The 16,962-nt window shown below is 72.7% G+C and carries 15 protein-coding genes; 4 read left to right on the forward strand and 11 right to left on the reverse strand.

All coding sequences use genetic code 11. The features are described from left to right. Positions 1 to 186: 186 nt before the first annotated feature. From ABT354_RS35345 to ABT354_RS35355, 3 genes are all read right to left on the reverse strand, one after another. On the reverse strand, positions 187 to 1,743 hold the full coding sequence (locus ABT354_RS35345) for an ABC transporter substrate-binding protein (protein ID WP_351501593.1): 1,557 nt from the start codon (positions 1,741 to 1,743) through the stop codon (positions 187 to 189). Between the two features lie 108 nt (positions 1,744 to 1,851). Continuing rightward, positions 1,852 to 3,240 (reverse strand): metallophosphoesterase, encoded by a 1,389-nt coding sequence (locus ABT354_RS35350; protein ID WP_351501595.1) that lies wholly within the window; start codon positions 3,238 to 3,240, stop codon positions 1,852 to 1,854. 11 nt (positions 3,241 to 3,251) lie between these two features. After that, entirely contained in the window at positions 3,252 to 3,494 is a 243-nt protein-coding gene (locus ABT354_RS35355) for an SCO4848 family membrane protein (protein WP_351501597.1), read from the reverse strand. Positions 3,495 to 3,834: 340 nt separating this feature from the next. Between ABT354_RS35355 and ABT354_RS35360 the strand changes: the two genes are divergently transcribed. Continuing rightward, positions 3,835 to 5,034 (forward strand): D-alanyl-D-alanine carboxypeptidase family protein, encoded by a 1,200-nt coding sequence (locus ABT354_RS35360; protein ID WP_502983562.1) that lies wholly within the window; start codon positions 3,835 to 3,837, stop codon positions 5,032 to 5,034. Here ABT354_RS35360 and ABT354_RS35365 read toward each other — a convergent pair. Genes ABT354_RS35365 through ABT354_RS38155 form a run of 3 tightly spaced genes read right to left on the reverse strand, consistent with a single transcriptional unit; the run spans position 5,003 to position 7,930 of the window. Further along, positions 5,003 to 5,989: a YihY/virulence factor BrkB family protein gene (locus ABT354_RS35365; RefSeq protein ID WP_351501599.1), complete on the reverse strand. Its 987-nt coding sequence runs from the start codon at positions 5,987 to 5,989 to the stop codon at positions 5,003 to 5,005. The two genes, ABT354_RS35360 and ABT354_RS35365, sit on opposite strands and share 32 nt — an antisense overlap. Before the next feature lie 52 nt (positions 5,990 to 6,041). Further along, positions 6,042 to 7,007 (reverse strand): decaprenyl-phosphate phosphoribosyltransferase, encoded by a 966-nt coding sequence (locus ABT354_RS35370; protein WP_351501602.1) that lies wholly within the window; start codon positions 7,005 to 7,007, stop codon positions 6,042 to 6,044. Beyond that, the gene (locus ABT354_RS38155; RefSeq protein WP_502983563.1) at positions 7,004 to 7,930 is read right to left on the reverse strand and encodes a phosphatase PAP2 family protein; all 927 of its coding nucleotides are present in this window, start codon (positions 7,928 to 7,930) and stop codon (positions 7,004 to 7,006) included. The genes ABT354_RS35370 and ABT354_RS38155 overlap by 4 nt, the downstream gene beginning before the upstream one ends. Before the next feature lie 164 nt (positions 7,931 to 8,094). Here ABT354_RS38155 and dprE1 point away from each other — a divergent pair, with 164 nt between their 5' ends. Beyond that, positions 8,095 to 9,495: a decaprenylphosphoryl-beta-D-ribose oxidase gene (gene dprE1 / locus ABT354_RS35380; RefSeq protein WP_351501604.1), complete on the forward strand. Its 1,401-nt coding sequence runs from the start codon at positions 8,095 to 8,097 to the stop codon at positions 9,493 to 9,495. A gap of 67 nt (positions 9,496 to 9,562) precedes the next feature. After that, a complete protein-coding gene (dprE2, locus tag ABT354_RS35385; RefSeq protein WP_351501606.1) occupies positions 9,563 to 10,318 on the forward strand; it encodes a decaprenylphospho-beta-D-erythro-pentofuranosid-2-ulose 2-reductase in 756 nt (251 codons plus the stop codon). A gap of 14 nt (positions 10,319 to 10,332) precedes the next feature. Here dprE2 and ABT354_RS35390 read toward each other — a convergent pair whose 3' ends face one another. Both ABT354_RS35390 and trpS read right to left on the reverse strand, forming a co-directional pair. Beyond that, on the reverse strand, positions 10,333 to 10,917 hold the full coding sequence (locus tag ABT354_RS35390) for a 2'-5' RNA ligase family protein (protein ID WP_351501608.1): 585 nt from the start codon (positions 10,915 to 10,917) through the stop codon (positions 10,333 to 10,335). A 207-nt stretch (positions 10,918 to 11,124) separates the two neighbouring features. Further along, the gene (trpS, locus tag ABT354_RS35395) at positions 11,125 to 12,201 is read right to left on the reverse strand and encodes a tryptophan--tRNA ligase (protein ID WP_502983564.1); all 1,077 of its coding nucleotides are present in this window, start codon (positions 12,199 to 12,201) and stop codon (positions 11,125 to 11,127) included. A 276-nt stretch (positions 12,202 to 12,477) separates the two neighbouring features. Between trpS and rocD the strand changes: the two genes are divergently transcribed. Continuing rightward, the gene (gene rocD / locus ABT354_RS35400) at positions 12,478 to 13,686 is read left to right on the forward strand and encodes an ornithine--oxo-acid transaminase (RefSeq protein ID WP_351501612.1); all 1,209 of its coding nucleotides are present in this window, start codon (positions 12,478 to 12,480) and stop codon (positions 13,684 to 13,686) included. Between the two features lie 61 nt (positions 13,687 to 13,747). Here rocD and ABT354_RS35405 read toward each other — a convergent pair whose 3' ends face one another. The 3 genes from ABT354_RS35405 to pdxR form a co-directional block, all read right to left on the reverse strand. Further along, a complete protein-coding gene (locus ABT354_RS35405; RefSeq protein ID WP_351501614.1) occupies positions 13,748 to 14,929 on the reverse strand; it encodes a glutathionylspermidine synthase family protein in 1,182 nt (393 codons plus the stop codon). A 32-nt stretch (positions 14,930 to 14,961) separates the two neighbouring features. Beyond that, entirely contained in the window at positions 14,962 to 15,240 is a 279-nt protein-coding gene (locus ABT354_RS35410) for a hypothetical protein (protein WP_351501616.1), read from the reverse strand. Positions 15,241 to 15,419: 179 nt separating this feature from the next. Continuing rightward, positions 15,420 to 16,931 (reverse strand): MocR-like pyridoxine biosynthesis transcription factor PdxR, encoded by a 1,512-nt coding sequence (pdxR, locus tag ABT354_RS35415; protein ID WP_351501618.1) that lies wholly within the window; start codon positions 16,929 to 16,931, stop codon positions 15,420 to 15,422. Positions 16,932 to 16,962 lie beyond the last annotated feature (31 nt).

Genomic DNA, 16,962 nt, shown 5'->3' on the forward strand with positions numbered 1-16,962 from the left:
AGGGAGTCCATGCGGAGCATCGGCGACCGACGACAACATCGCGAGTGTGCGTGCCAGGGCTCGGCCGGCAGACGGGACTTTGAAGACACGACCTAGAGCCGATGCCCGGCCGACACCCGGCCGGGGGTCGGGCCCGGACGGGGGTCGGGCCCGGCCTCCGGTGTCCGGGCTCTCCGACTCAGGTCACTAGAGCCGGTTCAGCTCCCAGAGGCGCCAGACGCCGGTGCCGTCGGTCAGATACTGCGAGCCCCCGACACCCCGGTTGCTCAGGACGTACTCGGTCCGCTGCCAGAGCGGCAGCATCGGCACATCCTTGGCGATCTCGCGCTGCATCTCCTTGAAGGCCGAGGTGGCGCGCGAGCGCCGTTCGTACTGCTGGGTCCGGGCGATCAGCCGGTCGACGGTGTCATTGCGATAACCGTTGTGGAGGACGGAGTTCCGGCCGACGAGGGGCTGGGTGAAGCTGTCCGGGTCGTTGAAATCGGAGAACCAGCCGATGAGGAAGGCGTCGTACCGGCCGTCGGTGAAACGGCGCTGGTACGTGGTCCACTCGGCGGAGGCGGTACGGACCTCGAAGAGCCGGCTCGCCTCCAGCTGCCGCTTCACCTCGGCCGCCTCCTTGGCGGGCGAGGTGTCCTCCCAGTACCCCAGGGTGATCTTCACCGGGGTCTCGATGTTCGCCTCCTGGAGGATCTTCCGGGCCCGGTCGATGTTCCCCTCGGGATAGGTGTCGAAGAACGGGTTGCTGTGGGCGAGGACCCCCTGGGGGATCAGCGAGTACAGCGGCTGCACGGTGGAGCGGTGGACCCGGCGGGCCAGCGTGCCCCGGTCGACCACGGTGGCGATGGCCTGGCGCACGGCGGTCTCCGCCGTCGGTTTCCCGGGTTTCAGGCTGAAGACGAGATTGCGGATCTCCGGGCTCCGGGCCTCGCTCACCCGCAGATCGGGATCGCTGGGGTTCAGCTCCGCGAGGGTGTCCGCCGGGAGCTGCCGGTGGATGACGTCCAGCCCGCCGGACTTCCATGCCTTGGCGAGGGCGTCGGAGGTGGGGTGGTAGCGCACCTCGACGGGGCCGCCGGTCTTTCTGACCGCGCCCCGGTAGTCGGGGTTGGGCTCCAGCCGGGCGCGCTTGCCCTGCTCGTACCGCTTGAGGAGATAGGGGCCGGAGCCGGTGACCGAGGTGCCCTTGCGGAGCCGGTCCTCGGGATAGTCGTCGCTGTCCACGATGGAACCGGCTCCGGTGGCCAGTTTCTGGGGGAAGGTGGCATCCCCCTTATGGAGCTGGAAGGTCACCTTCCGGCCCTGGGCCGAGACGCTCTTCAGATTGGCGAAGAGCCCGGCGGGACCCTGCTTCGACTTGATCCGCAGCATCCGCTCGAAGGAGTACTCCACATCGGCCGCGGTGACCTCGCCGCCGCCCGCGAAGCGCAGTCCCGGACGGAGTTCGCACCGGTAACTCTTCAGCCCGCCGCCGGTGAAGGCGCACTTCTCGGCGGCGTCCGGGACGGGCGTCGGGCTCCCGGCCCGGAAGGTCAGCAGTGACTGGAAGACATTGCTGTAGAGCGCCCAGGAGCCCGCGTCATAGGCGCCCGCCGGGTCGAGGGAGGTGATCACATCACTGGTGCCGACGGTGATCGGCCCCTCGCTCCCCTCCCCCGGCGCCAACGTCAGCCAGCCGCCGACGGCCACGGCGGGCACCACCACCGCGCTTGTGATCCATACGCGCGGACGCGTCCAGTGCATGATCGGTAGTCCCCTTCAAGCCACTCGGGCAGGAATAGGGGATGAAACCACTGCGGCTCCAGGATGCCCAGAGCCGAAATGGGCCATTCACAACGCGTGTCGGGATGACTAGGGTTGGCGGGATGCGAGCTGGACAATCGTGACGTCCGACTCTGCTCCGACGCGCACCGGCGGACCCCAGGCGCCCGCGCCCCGGGTGACATAGAGCTGGGTGTCGCCGTGGCGCTCCAGTCCGTACACCGTGGGGTTGGCCAGTTCGGCGACATAGTTGCCGGGCCACAGCTGTCCACCGTGGGTATGGCCGGAGAGCTGGAGGTCGATGCCGTGCTCATCGGCGTCGTGGACCAGGATGGGCTGGTGCGCCAGAAGGACGGAGGCACGGGAGCGGTCCCGGCCGCGGAGGGCCTTGGCGAAATCGGGTCCGTGTCCCACGGACTCGCCCTGGACGTCGTTGACCCCGACGAGATCGAATCCGGCGGCGATCTCGACCCGCTCGTTCTCCAGCGGGGTGAGGCCGAGTTCGCGGACCCGGTCCACCCACTCCCCCGCGTGGGAGTAGTACTCGTGGTTGCCGACCACATAGAAGGAGCCATGGGGGGCGCGCAGCTGGGCGAGGGGTTCGGCCTCCGGGCCGAGTTGCGAGACATCACCGTCGACCAGGTCGCCGACCATACCGATCAGATCGGGCCGGGCGGCGTTGATGGTGTCCACGACCCGCTGGGTGTGGGACCGGCTCAGGAAGGAGCCGAGGTGGATGTCACCGACCAGGGCGATCTTGAAGCCGTGGGCGGAGCGCGGCAGCTTGTCGAGGGTGACGGTGACCCGCTTCAGCGTGGGCCCGTTCAGGACTCCCCGGGTGCCGTTCCCGACGATGCCGACGGCGGCGACGGCGGCGCCCGCTCCGACGACCCGGGAGACGAAGAGCCGTCGGGAGACGGCGGCCGAGGGCTCCGGGGCGGGCTTGGTCTCCAGGAGGCCGGCGGGCGTGTCACCGGCCGGGGGTACGGAGAGGTCGGCGGCCGGGGGTACGGACGCGTCACCGGCCGGAGGTACGGAGGAGTCGGCGGGCGGGGGTACGGAGGGGTCGGCGGCCGGTGAGGCCATGGCCGGGGCGGTGGCCGGGGTGACCGTCGCCGTCCCGGGCACCGGGACGGCCTCGGCGGTCCCCGGCGCGGCGGACTTCCGGTCGCTCCGCAGCCAGATAGCCCGGACCGCCTCGCCGACCAGCAGCGCCATCACCAGATAGAGCAGCACCGCCATCCACATGTACCCCGGCCAGGCGATGAGCCGCTGGAGCCAGAAGGGCGCCTCCGCCCGGCTGGACAGCACCGCGCCCACCGACAGCACCGGCAGCACGATGACCGCCACCGTGCCGATGCGGCGGGCCGGCCCCGGTCCTTCGGTCGTGTCCCGGACGACTCTGCGCCACACATACCAGTGCGCCCCCACCACCAGGGCCAGCACAGCGACCATCACCAGTAAGACGACGGCAATCACAGACAGCTCCCTTATTCTTCACGCCGCAGAGCACGAACCCCGCGCAACCCGATGACTCCGACGGCCGTCCCCAGAATCAGGGATGTGACAGCGAGGATCAGATGAACCCAGAAGTAGCCGGTCGGCTCGTTGGCCTCATCGAACGCCAATCCGCTGCCGTCCTGCCAGAGGTTCTTGACGAAAGTGATCCAGATGACCCAGCTCCACACCCCGAAGGCGAGCAGGAACCAGGAGACGGGGCGGCTGAGCTTCATGCGCCCAGTATCCCGGGCGGTGGCGGAGCCGGTCCCTCCGGGTGGGGCCACCGGTCCTGTCCGCCCGGACGGGGTCATCGGTCGGGCCGGTCCGGACGGGGTCACCGGTCGCGTCCGTCCGGATGAGGTCATCGGTCGCGTCCGTCCGGGTGGGCTGACTCAGCGGTCCCCCCGGCGAGTCCTGAACCCGATAAGCATATTTTCCATGCTTCCCTGTACGTTCACCTGCGTGTCCGCCCTGAAGAACACCGCGAGGAGCCGCGTGAGGACGAAGGTGACGACGAGTGGGGGGACGAGTGGGGGAGGGAGGCTGCGAAGGAGCGCGGGAAGGGCCGCCCTGGTGGTCGCCACCGCCTCGCTGCTCCCGGTGCTGGCCGTCGCTCCCGCCGCCGCGGACACCCATGACGACAAGCCCAAGGGCAAGTCCGGCAGCGCGCGCAAGCAGCCGGCTCCCCCGACGGCCATGTCGACGGTGGGCGGTGCCCGGCTGGGCATGGCGGGCACCCAGGTCAGCCTGGGCACGGGCGCCCCGGTCCTGCCCAAGGATCTGACGGCGCGGTCCTGGATCGTCGCCGACGCCGAGAGCGGGGAGGTCCTGGCCGCCCACAACTCGCACTGGCGGCTGCCCCCGGCCTCCACCCTCAAGATGCTCTTCGCCGACACCCTGCTGCCCAAGCTGCCGAAGGCGACCACCCACAAGGTCTCGCCGGAGGAACTGGAGAACGTGGGCCCCGGCAGCAGTGTGGTCGGGGTCAAGGAGGGCGGGACGTACTCCATCCACGATCTGTGGCTCGGGGTCTTCCTCCGTTCGGGGAACGACGCGGTCCATGTCCTGGCGGGGCTGAACGGCGGTATGGACCTCACCGTCCGGGACATGCAGTCGCACGCCGAGGAGCTCCAGGCGCTGGACACCCAGGTGGTCTCCCCCGACGGCTACGACGCGGCGGGCCAGGTCTCCTCCGCGTACGACCTCACCCTGATCGCCCGCAGCGGGCTCCAGAAGAAGGACTTCCGGGAGTACGCCTCGACGGTACGGGCGGACTTCCCCGGCGAGGGCGAGATCGTGAACACCAACCGGCTGCTGACGGGGGACTTCGGGCTCGCCCCGTACAAGGGTCTGGCGGGGGTCAAGAACGGCAACACCACCCACGCGGGGGCGACCTTCACCGGGGTCGCCGAGCGGAACGGCAGGGTCCTGCTGGTCACCGTGATGAACCCGGAGTCCGAGGAGAACAACGCCGTCTACAAGGAGACCGAGCGGCTGCTGGACTGGGGCTTCGCGGCGACGGGCAAGGTGACCCCGGTGGGTGAGCTGGTCCCGCCGAAGTCGGCGGAGAGCGGTGGCGCGGGTCCGTCCCAGGGTGCGAGCGCGTCACCCGCGGCGGGGCGGCCGGCGGGGGCGGCAGCGGCGGCCTCGGCGTCGGCGGAGGAGCCCTCCGGCGGAATGGGGACGGCGCTGGCCATCGCGGGCGGGGTGCTGGTGGCGCTGGCGGGCGGGGTGTTCGTGGTCAACCGCCGCTGGCCGACGCACCGGGGCTGACGGGCCCCGGACCCTTGCCGGGCCCGGACACCGGCCCGGACACCGGCCCGGACGCGGGCTCGGACGCGGGCTCGGATACGGGCTCGGACGCGGGAGCGTCGGGGGCGTCGGAAGCGTCGGCGTCGGGGGTCGCCGTCCACGCGGCGCAGTAGAGCAGCAGCTTCGCCGTGAAGTTGATCCAGAGCAGCAGTGCGACCGGCACCCCGAACGCCCCGTACATGCTCTTCGAGGCGACCTCCTGCATATATCCGCTGAGCAGCAGCTTCAGCAGCTCGAACCCGACCGCGCCGATCACCCCGGCGACCAGCAGACGGGAGCGCCGCGGCCGGACCCCGGGCAGCAGGGTGAGCAGATAGAGCAGCATCAGGAACCCGGCGACGGCGGCCACCGCGAGCGCCGCGACCGCCAGCAGGACGCCGCCCGCCCCGCCCCGGTCGATGCCGAGCCGCTCGGCGCCCCAGCCGACGGCCGAGGTGCCCAGGGCGGAGGCGGTGAGCGAGGCCAGCGCGGTGCCGCCGAGGCCGAGGAGGATCCCCGCGTCCTTGACCTTGCGGAGCAGGAAGTTCCCCTGCTCCTCGCCGTCCCGGTCCCAGACCGCCCGCAGGCAGTCCCGCATGGAGCCGACCCAGCCGACACCGGTGACCAGCAGCAGGGCGCCCGCGACCAGACCGACCGTACCGGCGTTGGCGACCAGCGAACCGAGGTCCAGCTGTTCGGAGATGCCCGGCACCTGCTCCGCGATCCGCTGCTCGAAGTCGGCCAGCCGCTCCTTCCCGATCAGCCCGGCGGCCACCGCGGCGGCGACGGTGACCAGCGGGAAGAGCGCCAGAAAGCTGAGGAAGGTGATGGCGGCGGCCAGCCGGGCCCAGTGCACCCGCTCCAGCGTCTCGTAACTGCGCCAGGCGTGCGTCCGCATCAGGCGCGCCATCCCGGGTACCTTGGTCAGCCAGTCCATGGCGTACGCCTACCCCGGGAAGTTCGCAGCTCACGGGCTGCTCTGGAGAGATTCACAGGCCCGCGACCGCGCAGGCGTACATCGCCGCCCACACCAGCCCGATCACCGCGAGGGGCCGGTCCCGCAGCACCACCTCCTCGGGCTCACCCGCCGTTCCCCGGTCGGCGAAGACCGCGTACCGCAGCACGGCCAGGATGAACGCGATCATCGACAGCTGCCGCCAGGGCATCCACCCGGCTCCGGCGGCCTCCGCCTCCAGGGCCCAGAGGCAGTAGCCGAGCACCGCGACCCCGGCGGCGAGCTGCCAGACGAAGCGGAGATAGCCGGTGGTGTACTCGGTGAGCAGCGCCCGGGTCTCCCCCTTGCCGTCCGCCATCCGCACGGCCTCGGAGTACCGCTTCGCCGCGACCATGAAGAGCGCGCCGAAGCCGGTGGTGATCAGGAACCAGCGGGAGAGCGGGATGCCGAGGGCGACCCCGCCGATCATCGCCCGGGTCAGAAAGCCGGTGGTGACCACGGCCATGTCGACGACCAGCACATGCTTGAGCCGGACGCAGTAGGCGAGCTGGAGGGCGAGGTATCCGACGATCAGCACCCCGGTCAGGGTGTTGCAGAGGGTGGCGGCGCCGAGGACGGCGAGGGCGGCGAGGAGCCCGCCGGTGGTGTACGCGGCGGCCGGGGACACCTCTCCGGCGGCGACGGGCCGCCGGCACTTGGACGGGTGGGCGCGGTCGGCCTCGGCGTCGCGGGCGTCGTTGACCAGATAGACGGCGCCCGCAGCGGCGGTGAAGAGGGCGAAGAGCAGTGCGAGCCGGGCGAGGTTGGCCAGGGAGTCCAGCTGCCCGGCGGCGGCGGGGGCGGCGGCGACCAGGAGGTTCTTCACCCACTGGCGGGGGCGGGCGGTCCGCAGGAGCCCGGCGGGCAGGCCCCGGGCACGGGGCGGCGGCAGCCGACGGGAGCGGCGGGGGCGGCGGGGGCGCTCCGGCCGGTCGAGCAGGGCGGCCCCGTGCTCGGTCATGACGGCCTCCGGCCGTGCACCCAGCGCTCGCCCCGGCGGGCGGCGAGGGCGCCGAGGGCGGCTCCGGCCGCGATATCGGTGGGGTAGTGGACCCCGATGACCAGCCGGGAGAGGCACATCCCGGCGGCGAGCCAGCCGAGGGCGGCCCCCCGGGCGGGCAGCAGCGCCCCGAAGGCGACGGCCGCGGCGGTGGCGGACGCGGCATGCGCACTGGGAAACGAGTACCGCCCGAGCCCGGCCCACGTGCCCACGCCGCGCGGCACCCCGGGGAACGATGCCGACCGGTCCACGCCGGGGGCCCGCTCCCCCGGGGCCAGCGACGCGCCACCGGCACCCGGATGCCGGAAGACACCGGCCAGCCACCGGCCCACCGGGCCCGAGGGCCGGTGGCCACCCCGCGCCGACCACCCTGGGCTCGCGCCCCGGAACACTGCGGGAGACGCCACCACCCCGCCCACATCGAAGCCCCGGCCCTCCGGGGACAGCGGCCCACCGTCGGCACCCGAAGGCCGGGGATCACCGGGCCGGGGCGAAGTACCGGAGCCCCAGGGCAGGGGCCCGGCGGGCGGTGGCCGGTCGCCCCGGCCGGGGGGACCCGGGTCCAGGGACGGCGACCGGTCACCGGCGGGCGAAGGGCCGGCAGGGGAACCCGCGCCCGGGGGGCGGGGGCGGCGGGTCGCGCGTTTGAGGGCCACGCCGGTGAGATGGGCCGCGGCCACCACCGCGGTGGCGCGGAGCCAGGCGTCCCGGCGGGGGCGGTCGGCCGCCGCGCCCGCGAGCCCCGTCGTCAGCCAGAGCGCCCCGTGCTCGCCCGCGAGGGAGAGCCCGCGGGCGGCGGTGCCGACGGCGGGCAGGGCCGCACCGGCGCGGACCGCGAGGGCCAGCACTCCCCGGTCGGCCGCCGCCCAGTTCCCGTACCTCATCCGCCACCCCTTCCTGTGACCCTGACGGACGCCCGGCCCGACTCTTCTGGGCCACCCACCGACAATTCACGCCATTCTTTGATGACACTCGTTTAATCACCCATTTCGGCGAGTCCACCGATCACTACAAAAATGTGGGCATAAGCGGCGATACGGTCGCGTCTATGGCTGCTGTCGACCACCGCCCCGACCCCGCCGCCCTCCCCCCGGCGGACCCCGGCGACCCCTTCGTCACCGTCTCCGGCTGGGGCCGCACCGCCCCCACCACCGCCTCCGTCGTCCGCCCCCGCTCCCCCGAGGAGGCCGCCGAGGCGGTACGCGCCTGGGGCGCACGGGGCGGCATCGCCCGGGGACTCGGCCGGGCCTACGGCGACGCCGCGCAGAACGCGGGCGGCACGGTGCTCGACATGACCGCCCTCCACCGGGTCCGCTCCATCGACGCGGTGTCCGGGACCGTGGTCTGCGACGCCGGGATCAGCCTCCACCGGCTGATGGAAGTACTGCTCCCGCTCGGCTGGTTCGTCCCGGTGACCCCCGGGACCCGCCACATCACCGTCGGCGGGGCGGTCGCCGCCGACATCCACGGGAAGAACCACCACATCAGCGGCGCGTTCTCGCGCCATGTGCGACAGCTCGAACTCCTCACCGCCGATGGCCGGATCCACACCCTCGAACCCGGTACGGACCTCTTCGACGCGACCACCGGGGGCATGGGGCTCACCGGGGTGATCCTCTCCGCCACCCTCCGGCTGCACCCCGTGGAGACCTCACTGATGTGCGTCGACACCGAACGCGCCACCGATCTGGACGCGTTGATGGCCCGGCTCGCCGCCACCGACCACCGCTATCGCTACTCCGTCGCCTGGATCGATCTGCTCGCCCGGGGAAGGGCGCTGGGGCGCTCGGTGCTCAGCCGGGGGGAGCACGCCCCCCTGGACGCGCTGGACGCGCGCGCCCGGCGCACCCCCCTCGCCTTCCGCCCCGGACGGCTGCCCGCGCCCCCGCCGCTCCTCCCCCGGGGGCTGCTCGGCCGGACCACGGTGCGGCTGTTCAACGAGGTCTGGTACCGCGCCGCCCCCCGTACGCGGACCGGCGGACTCCAGTCACTGGCCGCCTTCTTCCACCCCCTGGACACCGTCCCGCACTGGAACCGCGTCTACGGCCGGGACGGCTTCGTCCAGTACCAGTTCGTGGTCGGACACGGCCAGGAGGAGACCCTGCGGCGGATCGTGGAGCGGATCGCCCGCCGCCGCTGCCCCTCCTTCCTCGCCGTCCTCAAGCGTTTCGGCGAGGGCGATCCCGGCTGGCTCTCCTTCCCGCTCCCCGGCTGGACCCTGGCCCTGGACATCCCCGCCGGGCTCACCGACCTCGGGCCCTTCCTGGACGAGCTGGACGAGGAGGTCGCGGCGGCCGGCGGGCGGGTCTATCTCGCCAAGGACTCCCGGCTGCGGCCGGAGCTGCTCGCCGGGATGTACCCCCGGCTCGGCGACTTCCGCGCACTGCGGGCCTCGCTGGACCCCCGGGGTGTCTTCACCTCGGACCTGGCCCGGCGCCTCGACCTCTGACCGGCGCCCCGCCCTCGCACCGAAGCACCGACGCCCCGACCCCCTGATCACCCTAGGAGCAGCAGCCATGAAGGACGCCTTCGGCACCCCGCAGTCCCTGCTCGTCCTCGGCGGCACCTCGGAGATCGGCCTGGCCGTCGCCCGCCGGCTGATCACCCGCCGCACCCGTACCGTCTGGCTCGCCGGCCGCCCCTCGGCCGAGCTGGACGGCGCGGCGGCCGGGCTGCGCGCCCTGGGCGCGGAGGTCCGTACCGTCGCCTTCGACGCCCTCGATCCGGCCTCGCACGAGGAGACCCTGGGAAAGGTCTTCGCGGAGGGCGACCTCGACATGGTGCTGCTCGCCTTCGGGATCCTCGGCGACCAGGCCAACGACGAGGGGGATCCGTCCGCCGCCGTCCGGGTGGCGCAGACCAACTACACGGGCGCCGTCTCGGCCGGGCTGGTCTGCGCGGCGGCGCTCCAGAACCAGGGCCACGGCTCCCTGGTGGTGCTCTCCTCGGTGGCGGGCGAGCGGGCCCGCCGCGACAACTTCATCTATGGCTCCAGCAAGGCGGGGCTGGACGCCTTCGCCCAGGGGCTGGGGGACGCGCTCTATGGCACCGGTGTCCATGTGATGGTGGTACGACCCGGTTTTGTGCGGACCCGGATGACCGCAGGGCTGCCCGAGGCGCCGTTCGCCACCACCCCGGAGGAGGTGGCCCTGGCGGTGGAGCGGGGGCTGCGGCGGCGCTCCGAACTGGTCTGGGTGCCCGGGTCACTGAGGGTGGTGATGGCGGCGCTGCGCCATGTCCCGAGGGCGCTCTTCCGCCGGCTGGAGGCCTGAGCGCGCCGGGGCCGTCAGGGGGCGGAGGGCGCGGGCTCGTCCACCGGTGAGCCCTGGACCGGGACCGACCCGATGCCGCCCCCGAAGGCGTACTCGCGCAGCTTCCGCCAGACCCCGTCCGGCCCCTGCTCGTACAGGGCGAACGACGCACAGCTCCAGGCCGCCTCGAAGGAGGCCAGCTCCTCATGGGCCCGGTCCATGGCCTCGTCGGCGATGGCATGAGCGACGGTGACATGCGGGTGGTACGAGAACTGCAGCTCGCGCCGGAGCGGGCCGGCGGCGTCACGGACCTGCTTCTGGAGCCAGGAGCAGGCCGCCGCGCCCTCGACCACCTTGACGAAGACCACGGGTGACACCGGACGGAAGGTCCCGGTCCCGCGCAGCCGCATCGGGAACGCCGCCGCCATGGCCGCCACCTCGGTCAGATGCGCCTCCACGGCGGGCAGCAGCGCGGGGTCGGCCTCGGTGGGCGGGAGCAGCGTGACATGGGTGGGAATGCCGTACGCGGCGGGATCACCGAAGCCCGCGCGCCGCTCCTGGAGCAGGCTGCCGTAGGGCTCCGGGACCGCGATCGAAACGCCGAGCGTTACGGTCCCCACGTCGTTCTCCTTCAGTCATCCGATGGGCGTGGGCGCGCCCATGGAACGGTGGTCACCACCGCGTGGTGGTCGTACAGCCGCCAGTGTGGCGGCTGTACGGCGGATGTGGCCAGAGGCGTTGGACACAGTGGGGAGGTCCGGCCGGCCCTGGCCCGGCCCCCGCGCCCCGGTCCGGGCGGAGGGCCGGCCGTGGTGTGCGGCGGGGCCTCAGCGCGCGGGCGGCAGGAAGCCGACCCGGTCGTACGCCGTGGCCAGGGTGGTGGCGGCGACGGCGCGGGCCTTCTCCGCTCCCTTGGCGAGCACCGCGTCCAGCTCCGCCGGGTCGTCCAGGTACTCCTGGGTACGGGCCCGGAACGGGGTGACGAACTCCACCATGACCTCGGCGAGATCGGTCTTCAGGGCCCCGTACATCTTGCCCTCGTACTCCTTCACCAGGGCCTCGATCGACCGTCCGGTGAGGGTGGAGTAGATGGTGAGCAGATTGCTCACACCGGGCTTCTCCACCGGGTCGAAGCGGATCACCGTGTCGGTGTCGGTGACGGCGCTCTTCACCTTCTTCGCGGTCGCCTTCGGCTCGTCCAGAAGGTTGATCAGGCCCTTCGGCGTCGACGCCGACTTGCTCATCTTGACCGCCGGGTCCTGGAGGTCGTAGATCTTCGCGACCTCCTTGACGATGTACGGGGCGGGCACCGTGAAGGTCGAGCCGAAGCGGGTGTTGAAGCGCTCGGCGAGGTCGCGGGTCAGCTCGATGTGCTGGCGCTGGTCCTCGCCGACCGGGACCGCGTCGGCCTGGTAGAGGAGGATGTCCGCGATCTGGAGGATCGGGTAGGTGAAGAGGCCGACGGTGGCCCGGTCGGCACCCTGCTTGGCCGACTTGTCCTTGAACTGGGTCATCCGGGACGCCTCGCCGAAGCCGGTGAGGCAGTTCATGACCCAGCCGAGCTGTGCGTGCTCGGGGACATGGCTCTGGATGAAGAGGGTGCAGCGCTCGGGGTCGAGACCGGCGGCGAGCAGCTGGGCGGCGGCGAGCCGGGTGTTGGCGCGCAGATCGGCGGGGTCCTGGGGGACCGTGATCGCGTGCAGGTCGACGACCATGTAGAACGCGTCGTGGGTCTCCTGGAGCGCCACGTACTGGCGGATCGCCCCGAGGTAGTTGCCGAGGTGGAACGAGCCCGAGGTGGGCTGGATACCCGAGAGAGCCCGGGGGCGGGAGTGCGGCGCGGCGTCACTGCGCGGGGGCACGGGCTGGGTGACGGGCGGGTGGTCTTGGGCCATGCCCCGCATTCTCTCAGGTGGGGAGGAGATCGCCGTTCGCCGGTGCGGGGGCGGCGGGGACGGTGGGGACGGCCGGTGGCGGAGCCGGAGGTCCCGGCCGTCCGGGGCCGGCCCCGATGAGACGAGGAACACACCGGGGAACGCATCGCGGACGCACCGGGGAACACACCGCGGACGCGCCTGTCCCGCGAGGTTTCCGTCTCCGGGATGCGAGCGACGATAGAACCAGGGGCGGGACATCCCGCCCATGCCGGGCGCCCTGTCTCTGCGAGATGAGGAGATCCTGTGTCTGCATCCGAGCGTGCGATCATCGCGGCCGAGGCCCACAGCGCACACAACTACCATCCGCTCCCCGTCGTCATCGCGTCGGCCGAGGGGGCCTGGATGACCGATGTCGAGGGGCGGCGCTTCCTCGACATGCTCGCCGGCTACTCGGCGCTGAACTTCGGACACGGCAACCCCCGACTGCTCGACGCCGCCAGAGCCCAGCTCGACCGGCTCACCCTCACCTCCCGCGCCTTCCACCACGACCGGTTCGCCGAGTTCTGTACGGGGCTGGCGGAGCTGTGCGGGATGGAGATGGTGCTGCCGATGAACACGGGCGCGGAGGCGGTCGAGACGGCCGTGAAGACCGCCCGTAAATGGGGGTACCGGGTGAAGGGCGTCCCCGAGAACCTGGCCAAGATCGTCGTGGCCGCCGGGAACTTCCACGGCCGGACCACCACCGTGATCAGCTTCTCCACCGATCCGGAGGCCCGCGCGGACTACGGCCCGTACACCCCCGGCTTCGAGATCGTCCCCTATGGCGACCTCACCGCGATGGACACCGCGGTCACCGCGGAGAACACCGTGGCGGTGCTGCTGGAGCCGATCCAGGGCGAGGCGGGGGTCGTGGTGCCGCCCCCGGGCTATCTGGAGGGCGTCCGCCGGATCACCCGCGAGCGGAATGTGCTCTTTGTCGCGGACGAGATCCAGTCGGGCCTGGGGCGCACCGGCCGGACCTTCGCCTGTGAGCACGAGGGGGTGGTCCCCGATGTCTATGTGCTCGGCAAGGCGCTCGGCGGCGGGGTGGTCCCGGTCTCGGCGGTGGTCTCGTCCCGGGAGGTGCTGGGGGTCTTCCGCCCCGGCGAACACGGGTCCACCTTCGGCGGCAACCCGCTGGCCTGCGCCGTCGCCCTGGAGGTGATCGCGATGCTGCGCACCGGCGAGTACCAGCGGCGCGCCACCGAGCTGGGTGAGCACCTCCACCGGGAGCTGGGGCTGCTCACCGGTACCGGTGCGGTGACCTCGGTACGGGGCCGGGGGCTCTGGGCCGGGGTCGACATCGACCCCGCGCTGGGCACCGGCCGGGAGATCTCGGAGCGGCTGATGGAGCGGGGGGTGCTGGCGAAGGACACCCATGGCTCGACCATCCGGCTCGCGCCGCCCCTGGTGATCGGGAAGGAGGATCTGGACTGGGGTCTTGAGCAGCTGAGGGCGGTGCTCTCGGGGTGAGCCCGGCAGCACCGGGGGCCGTTCGGAGCACCCGGGGTGTCGGTCGGGGTGCCCGGGGGTGTCAGAGGATCACATGCGGGAGGAAGCGGGCATAGCCGTCGGTGACCGGTCCTGCGGACTCCCGGATACCGAGCCCGGCGGCCTCGTTCTCGACCACCCAGGCGCCGAGGACGACCCGGTTGCCGTCGAAGTCGGGGAGCGGGGCCAGGGCCTGGTAGCAGCAGGGCTCGTCCCGGACGACGGGGTCGGCGCCGGGCGGATGCAGGGTGACGCCCGCGCCCTCACGGCCCAGCAGCGGCTTGGCCGCCCAGCCGCCCCGCTCCGCCAGCTCCCGGGGCCCGTCGAGATAGGCGGGGACGAGATGGGGATGGCCCGGGTTCAGCTCCCAGAGGATCGCGAGCAGCGCCTTGTTGGAGAGGAGCATCTTCCAGGCAGGCTCGATCCAGCAGGTGGAACCGGTGCCGCCGCCGTTGTCGAGGGTGTCGAGGACATGCGGACCGAACCGGTCCGTGGTCAGCCACTCCCAGGGGTAGAGCTTGAAGCAGGAGCGGATGAACCGCAGCTTCTCGTCCACGAACCGTCCGGAGATCCGGTCCCAGCCGATCCGCTCCACCGGCAGCGCCTCGGTCTCCAGACCGGCCTGCTGGGCGGTCTCGCGCAGATAGGCGACGGTCATCAGGTCCTCGCCCAGCTCGTCCCCGGCGGAGTGGGCGAAGTGCAGCGGCCCCGGGGGCAGCAGCGCGGCCTGCCGCCGCCAGGCGTCGACCAGCCGCTCATGGAGGGAGTTCCACTGGTCGGCGCCGGGGAATCGTTCCTCCATCCAGAACCACTGCGGGCTGGCCGCCTCGACCAGCGAGGTGGGGGTGTCGGCGTTGTACTCCAGGAGGGTGGCGGGCCCGGTGCCGTCGTAGCGCAGATCGAACCGGCCGTAGAGCGAGGGGAGTTCCGCCCTGCGGTGCCAGGACTCGGCCACCAGGGCGGCCAGCCGGGGGTCGGTGATGCCGAGTTCGGCGAAGCGGTCCCGGGCCACGATGTGCCCGGCGGCGGCCAGGGACATCGCGTGGAGTTCCTCGACCACCTCCTCCAGCGCCTCGATCTCGGGCAGCGAGAAGCTGTAGTAGGCGCTCTCGTCCCAGTACGGGCGGAGCGAGCCGTCGGGGAAGCGGGTCAGCGGATAGACGCAGCCCTGCTCCTCCACGATCTGCTGCCAGCCGGGGCGGGGCTCGATGGTGTGGCGTCTCATCGGGGTAGCGGTCCTGTCCGTGCCGTGACGTTTCAGCCGCCGCCGGAGCCGGAGCAGCCGAAACCGTCGCGCTCGACCGCGCTCTTGGTGAAGGAGCCGCCCTGGACGGTGCCGCCGGTGACATCGCCGCCGTAGTAGTAGCTGCCGGACCCGGTGGAGGTGCCGCACTCGTAGCTGGGCAGCTGGGCCTGGGTCAGGGGGTCGGCACAGCGCCGGTCGGGCTCGGAACCACCGCAGGAGGTGATCGTCAGCGCGAGTACCCCCATACCGCCGAGTACCACCGTGCTCGACCTCAGTCTGCGCCCCGCCATGCGGTCCCCGCCCCCGTCGCTCGCCACTGTCCGCCGATCCGCTCCATGGCGGGCCGGCGGTCGTGTCCCGCCGTCCGCATATGCCGGATCGCCCGACAGACTAGTGGGCGGCGCTCCGTTCACCGTCCACCGGTAGGAACATCACACCTTTCGCCCCCTTTGCCGTACCGCCTCACCTGTCACCTGTCATCTGTCGGCAGGACGCGGCAGAGGGCGTCCAGCGTCCCCGGCCAGGCGCTGTCCGAGGGGCCGCCGTACCCGACCACCAGCGCGTCACCGGTGGCGGGCACCTCCGGGTGGCGGAAGCCGGACAGCCCCTCCAGCGCCAGCCCCCGCCGGGCGGCGGCCCGTACGACGGCGTCCTCCGTGCCCGGCGGGAGGTCGAGCACCGCGTGCAGCCCCGCCGCGATCCCCCTGACCCCGACCCCCGGGGCGCGCTCGGCGAGGGCGGCGACCAGTTCGTCCCGGCGCCTCCGATAGCGCTGCCGCATCGCCCGGACCTGCCGGTCGTACGCGCCCGAGCCGATGAACCCGGCGAGAGTGAGCTGGTCGGGGGTGCTCAGCGCCCAGTCGCTCGCCCGTACGCCCCCCTTGAGCGCGAGCACCTCGTCCACCAGCCGCGCCGGGAGCACCAGCCAGCCGAGCCGCAGCCCCGGCGCCAGGGCCTTGCTCGCCGTACCGCAGTAGACCACCCGGTCGGGGTCGAGCCCCTGGAGCGCGCCCACGGGTCTGCGGTCGTACCGGAACTCGCCGTCGTAGTCGTCCTCCACGATCAGACCGCCGGTCGAGCGGGCCCAGTCCACGACGGCCGTGCGCCGGTCCGGGTGGAGCGGGCTGCCCAGCGGGAACTGGTGGGCGGGGGTGAGCAGCACCGCCGCCGTCCCCGGCGGGGTCACCCCGGCCCCGGTCACCGTGCCCCGGGCGTCGAAGGGCAGGGGCGGCAGCCGCAGCCCCCGCTCGGCCAGGAGGGCGCGGTGCAGATCGAGGCCATGGGACTCGACGGCCACCGCGTCCGCGCCCCGGGCCCGCAGCAGCCCCGCCAGCAGGGTCAGGCCGTGGGCGAAGCCCGCGCAGACCACGATCCGGTCCGGGTCGCAGCGGACCCCCCGGGTCCGGGCCAGATAGCCCGCGAGGGCGGTACGGAGTTCGACGCGACCGCGCGGGTCGCCATAGCCGAACGCCTCGTTCGGGGCGTCGGTGAGGGCACGGCGGGCGGCCCGGAGCCAGGCGGTCCGGGGGAAGGAGGAGAGATCGGGCGAGCCCGGGACCAGGCTGTACCGGGGGGTGCCGGGCCCGGTCCGGCCCGTGTCGGCGGTACGGGCGGGATGGGCGGTACGGGCGGTACGGGGCGCTGCCAGGGTGACGGCCTGGGCGGCGACCCGGGTGCCCGAGCCCTGGCGGGCGGTGAGCCAGCCCTCGGCGACGAGTTCGGCGTAGGCGTCCACGACGGTGTTGCGCGCGACGCCCAGATCGGCCGCGAGGGAGCGGGAGGACGGCAGCCGGGTGCCCGGGGCCAGCCGGCCGTCGCGTACGGCCTCCCGGAGGGCGTCCGTCAGCCCGGCCCGCAGCCCGGTGCGCGGACCGGTGCCTGGGCCCGTGTGCGAACCGGCACGCAGCCTGGTGCCGCGCAGCTCCAGATGGAGGTCGGCGCCGGGCCCGGACCAGGGGGAAGTGGACCGGGAATCCATCATGGGAATGGACCATACCGCCAGGCCACCACGG

Origin of the sequence: Streptomyces sp. NPDC000594, assembly GCF_040299965.1 — a bacterium.
Taxonomy (GTDB): Bacteria; Actinomycetota; Actinomycetes; order Streptomycetales; family Streptomycetaceae; genus Streptomyces.

Excerpts from the sequence above, each read along its gene's own strand:
- ABT354_RS35345 (WP_351501593.1), bottom strand. The coding sequence starts at position 1,743 with ATGCACTGGACGCGTCCGCGCGTATGGATCACAAGCGCGGTGGTGGTG.
- ABT354_RS35355 (WP_351501597.1), bottom strand. The coding sequence starts at position 3,494 with ATGAAGCTCAGCCGCCCCGTCTCCTGGTTCCTGCTCGCCTTCGGGGTG.
- ABT354_RS35365 (WP_351501599.1), bottom strand. The coding sequence starts at position 5,989 with ATGGACTGGCTGACCAAGGTACCCGGGATGGCGCGCCTGATGCGGACG.
- ABT354_RS35370 (WP_351501602.1), bottom strand. The coding sequence starts at position 7,007 with ATGACCGAGCACGGGGCCGCCCTGCTCGACCGGCCGGAGCGCCCCCGC.
- ABT354_RS38155 (WP_502983563.1), bottom strand. The coding sequence starts at position 7,930 with ATGAGGTACGGGAACTGGGCGGCGGCCGACCGGGGAGTGCTGGCCCTC.
- dprE1 (WP_351501604.1), top strand. The coding sequence starts at position 8,095 with ATGGCTGCTGTCGACCACCGCCCCGACCCCGCCGCCCTCCCCCCGGCG.
- dprE2 (WP_351501606.1), top strand. The coding sequence starts at position 9,563 with ATGAAGGACGCCTTCGGCACCCCGCAGTCCCTGCTCGTCCTCGGCGGC.
- trpS (WP_502983564.1), bottom strand. The coding sequence starts at position 12,201 with ATGCGGGGCATGGCCCAAGACCACCCGCCCGTCACCCAGCCCGTGCCC.
- ABT354_RS35405 (WP_351501614.1), bottom strand. The coding sequence starts at position 14,929 with ATGAGACGCCACACCATCGAGCCCCGCCCCGGCTGGCAGCAGATCGTG.
- ABT354_RS35410 (WP_351501616.1), bottom strand. The coding sequence starts at position 15,240 with ATGGCGGGGCGCAGACTGAGGTCGAGCACGGTGGTACTCGGCGGTATG.
- pdxR (WP_351501618.1), bottom strand. The coding sequence starts at position 16,931 with ATGATGGATTCCCGGTCCACTTCCCCCTGGTCCGGGCCCGGCGCCGAC.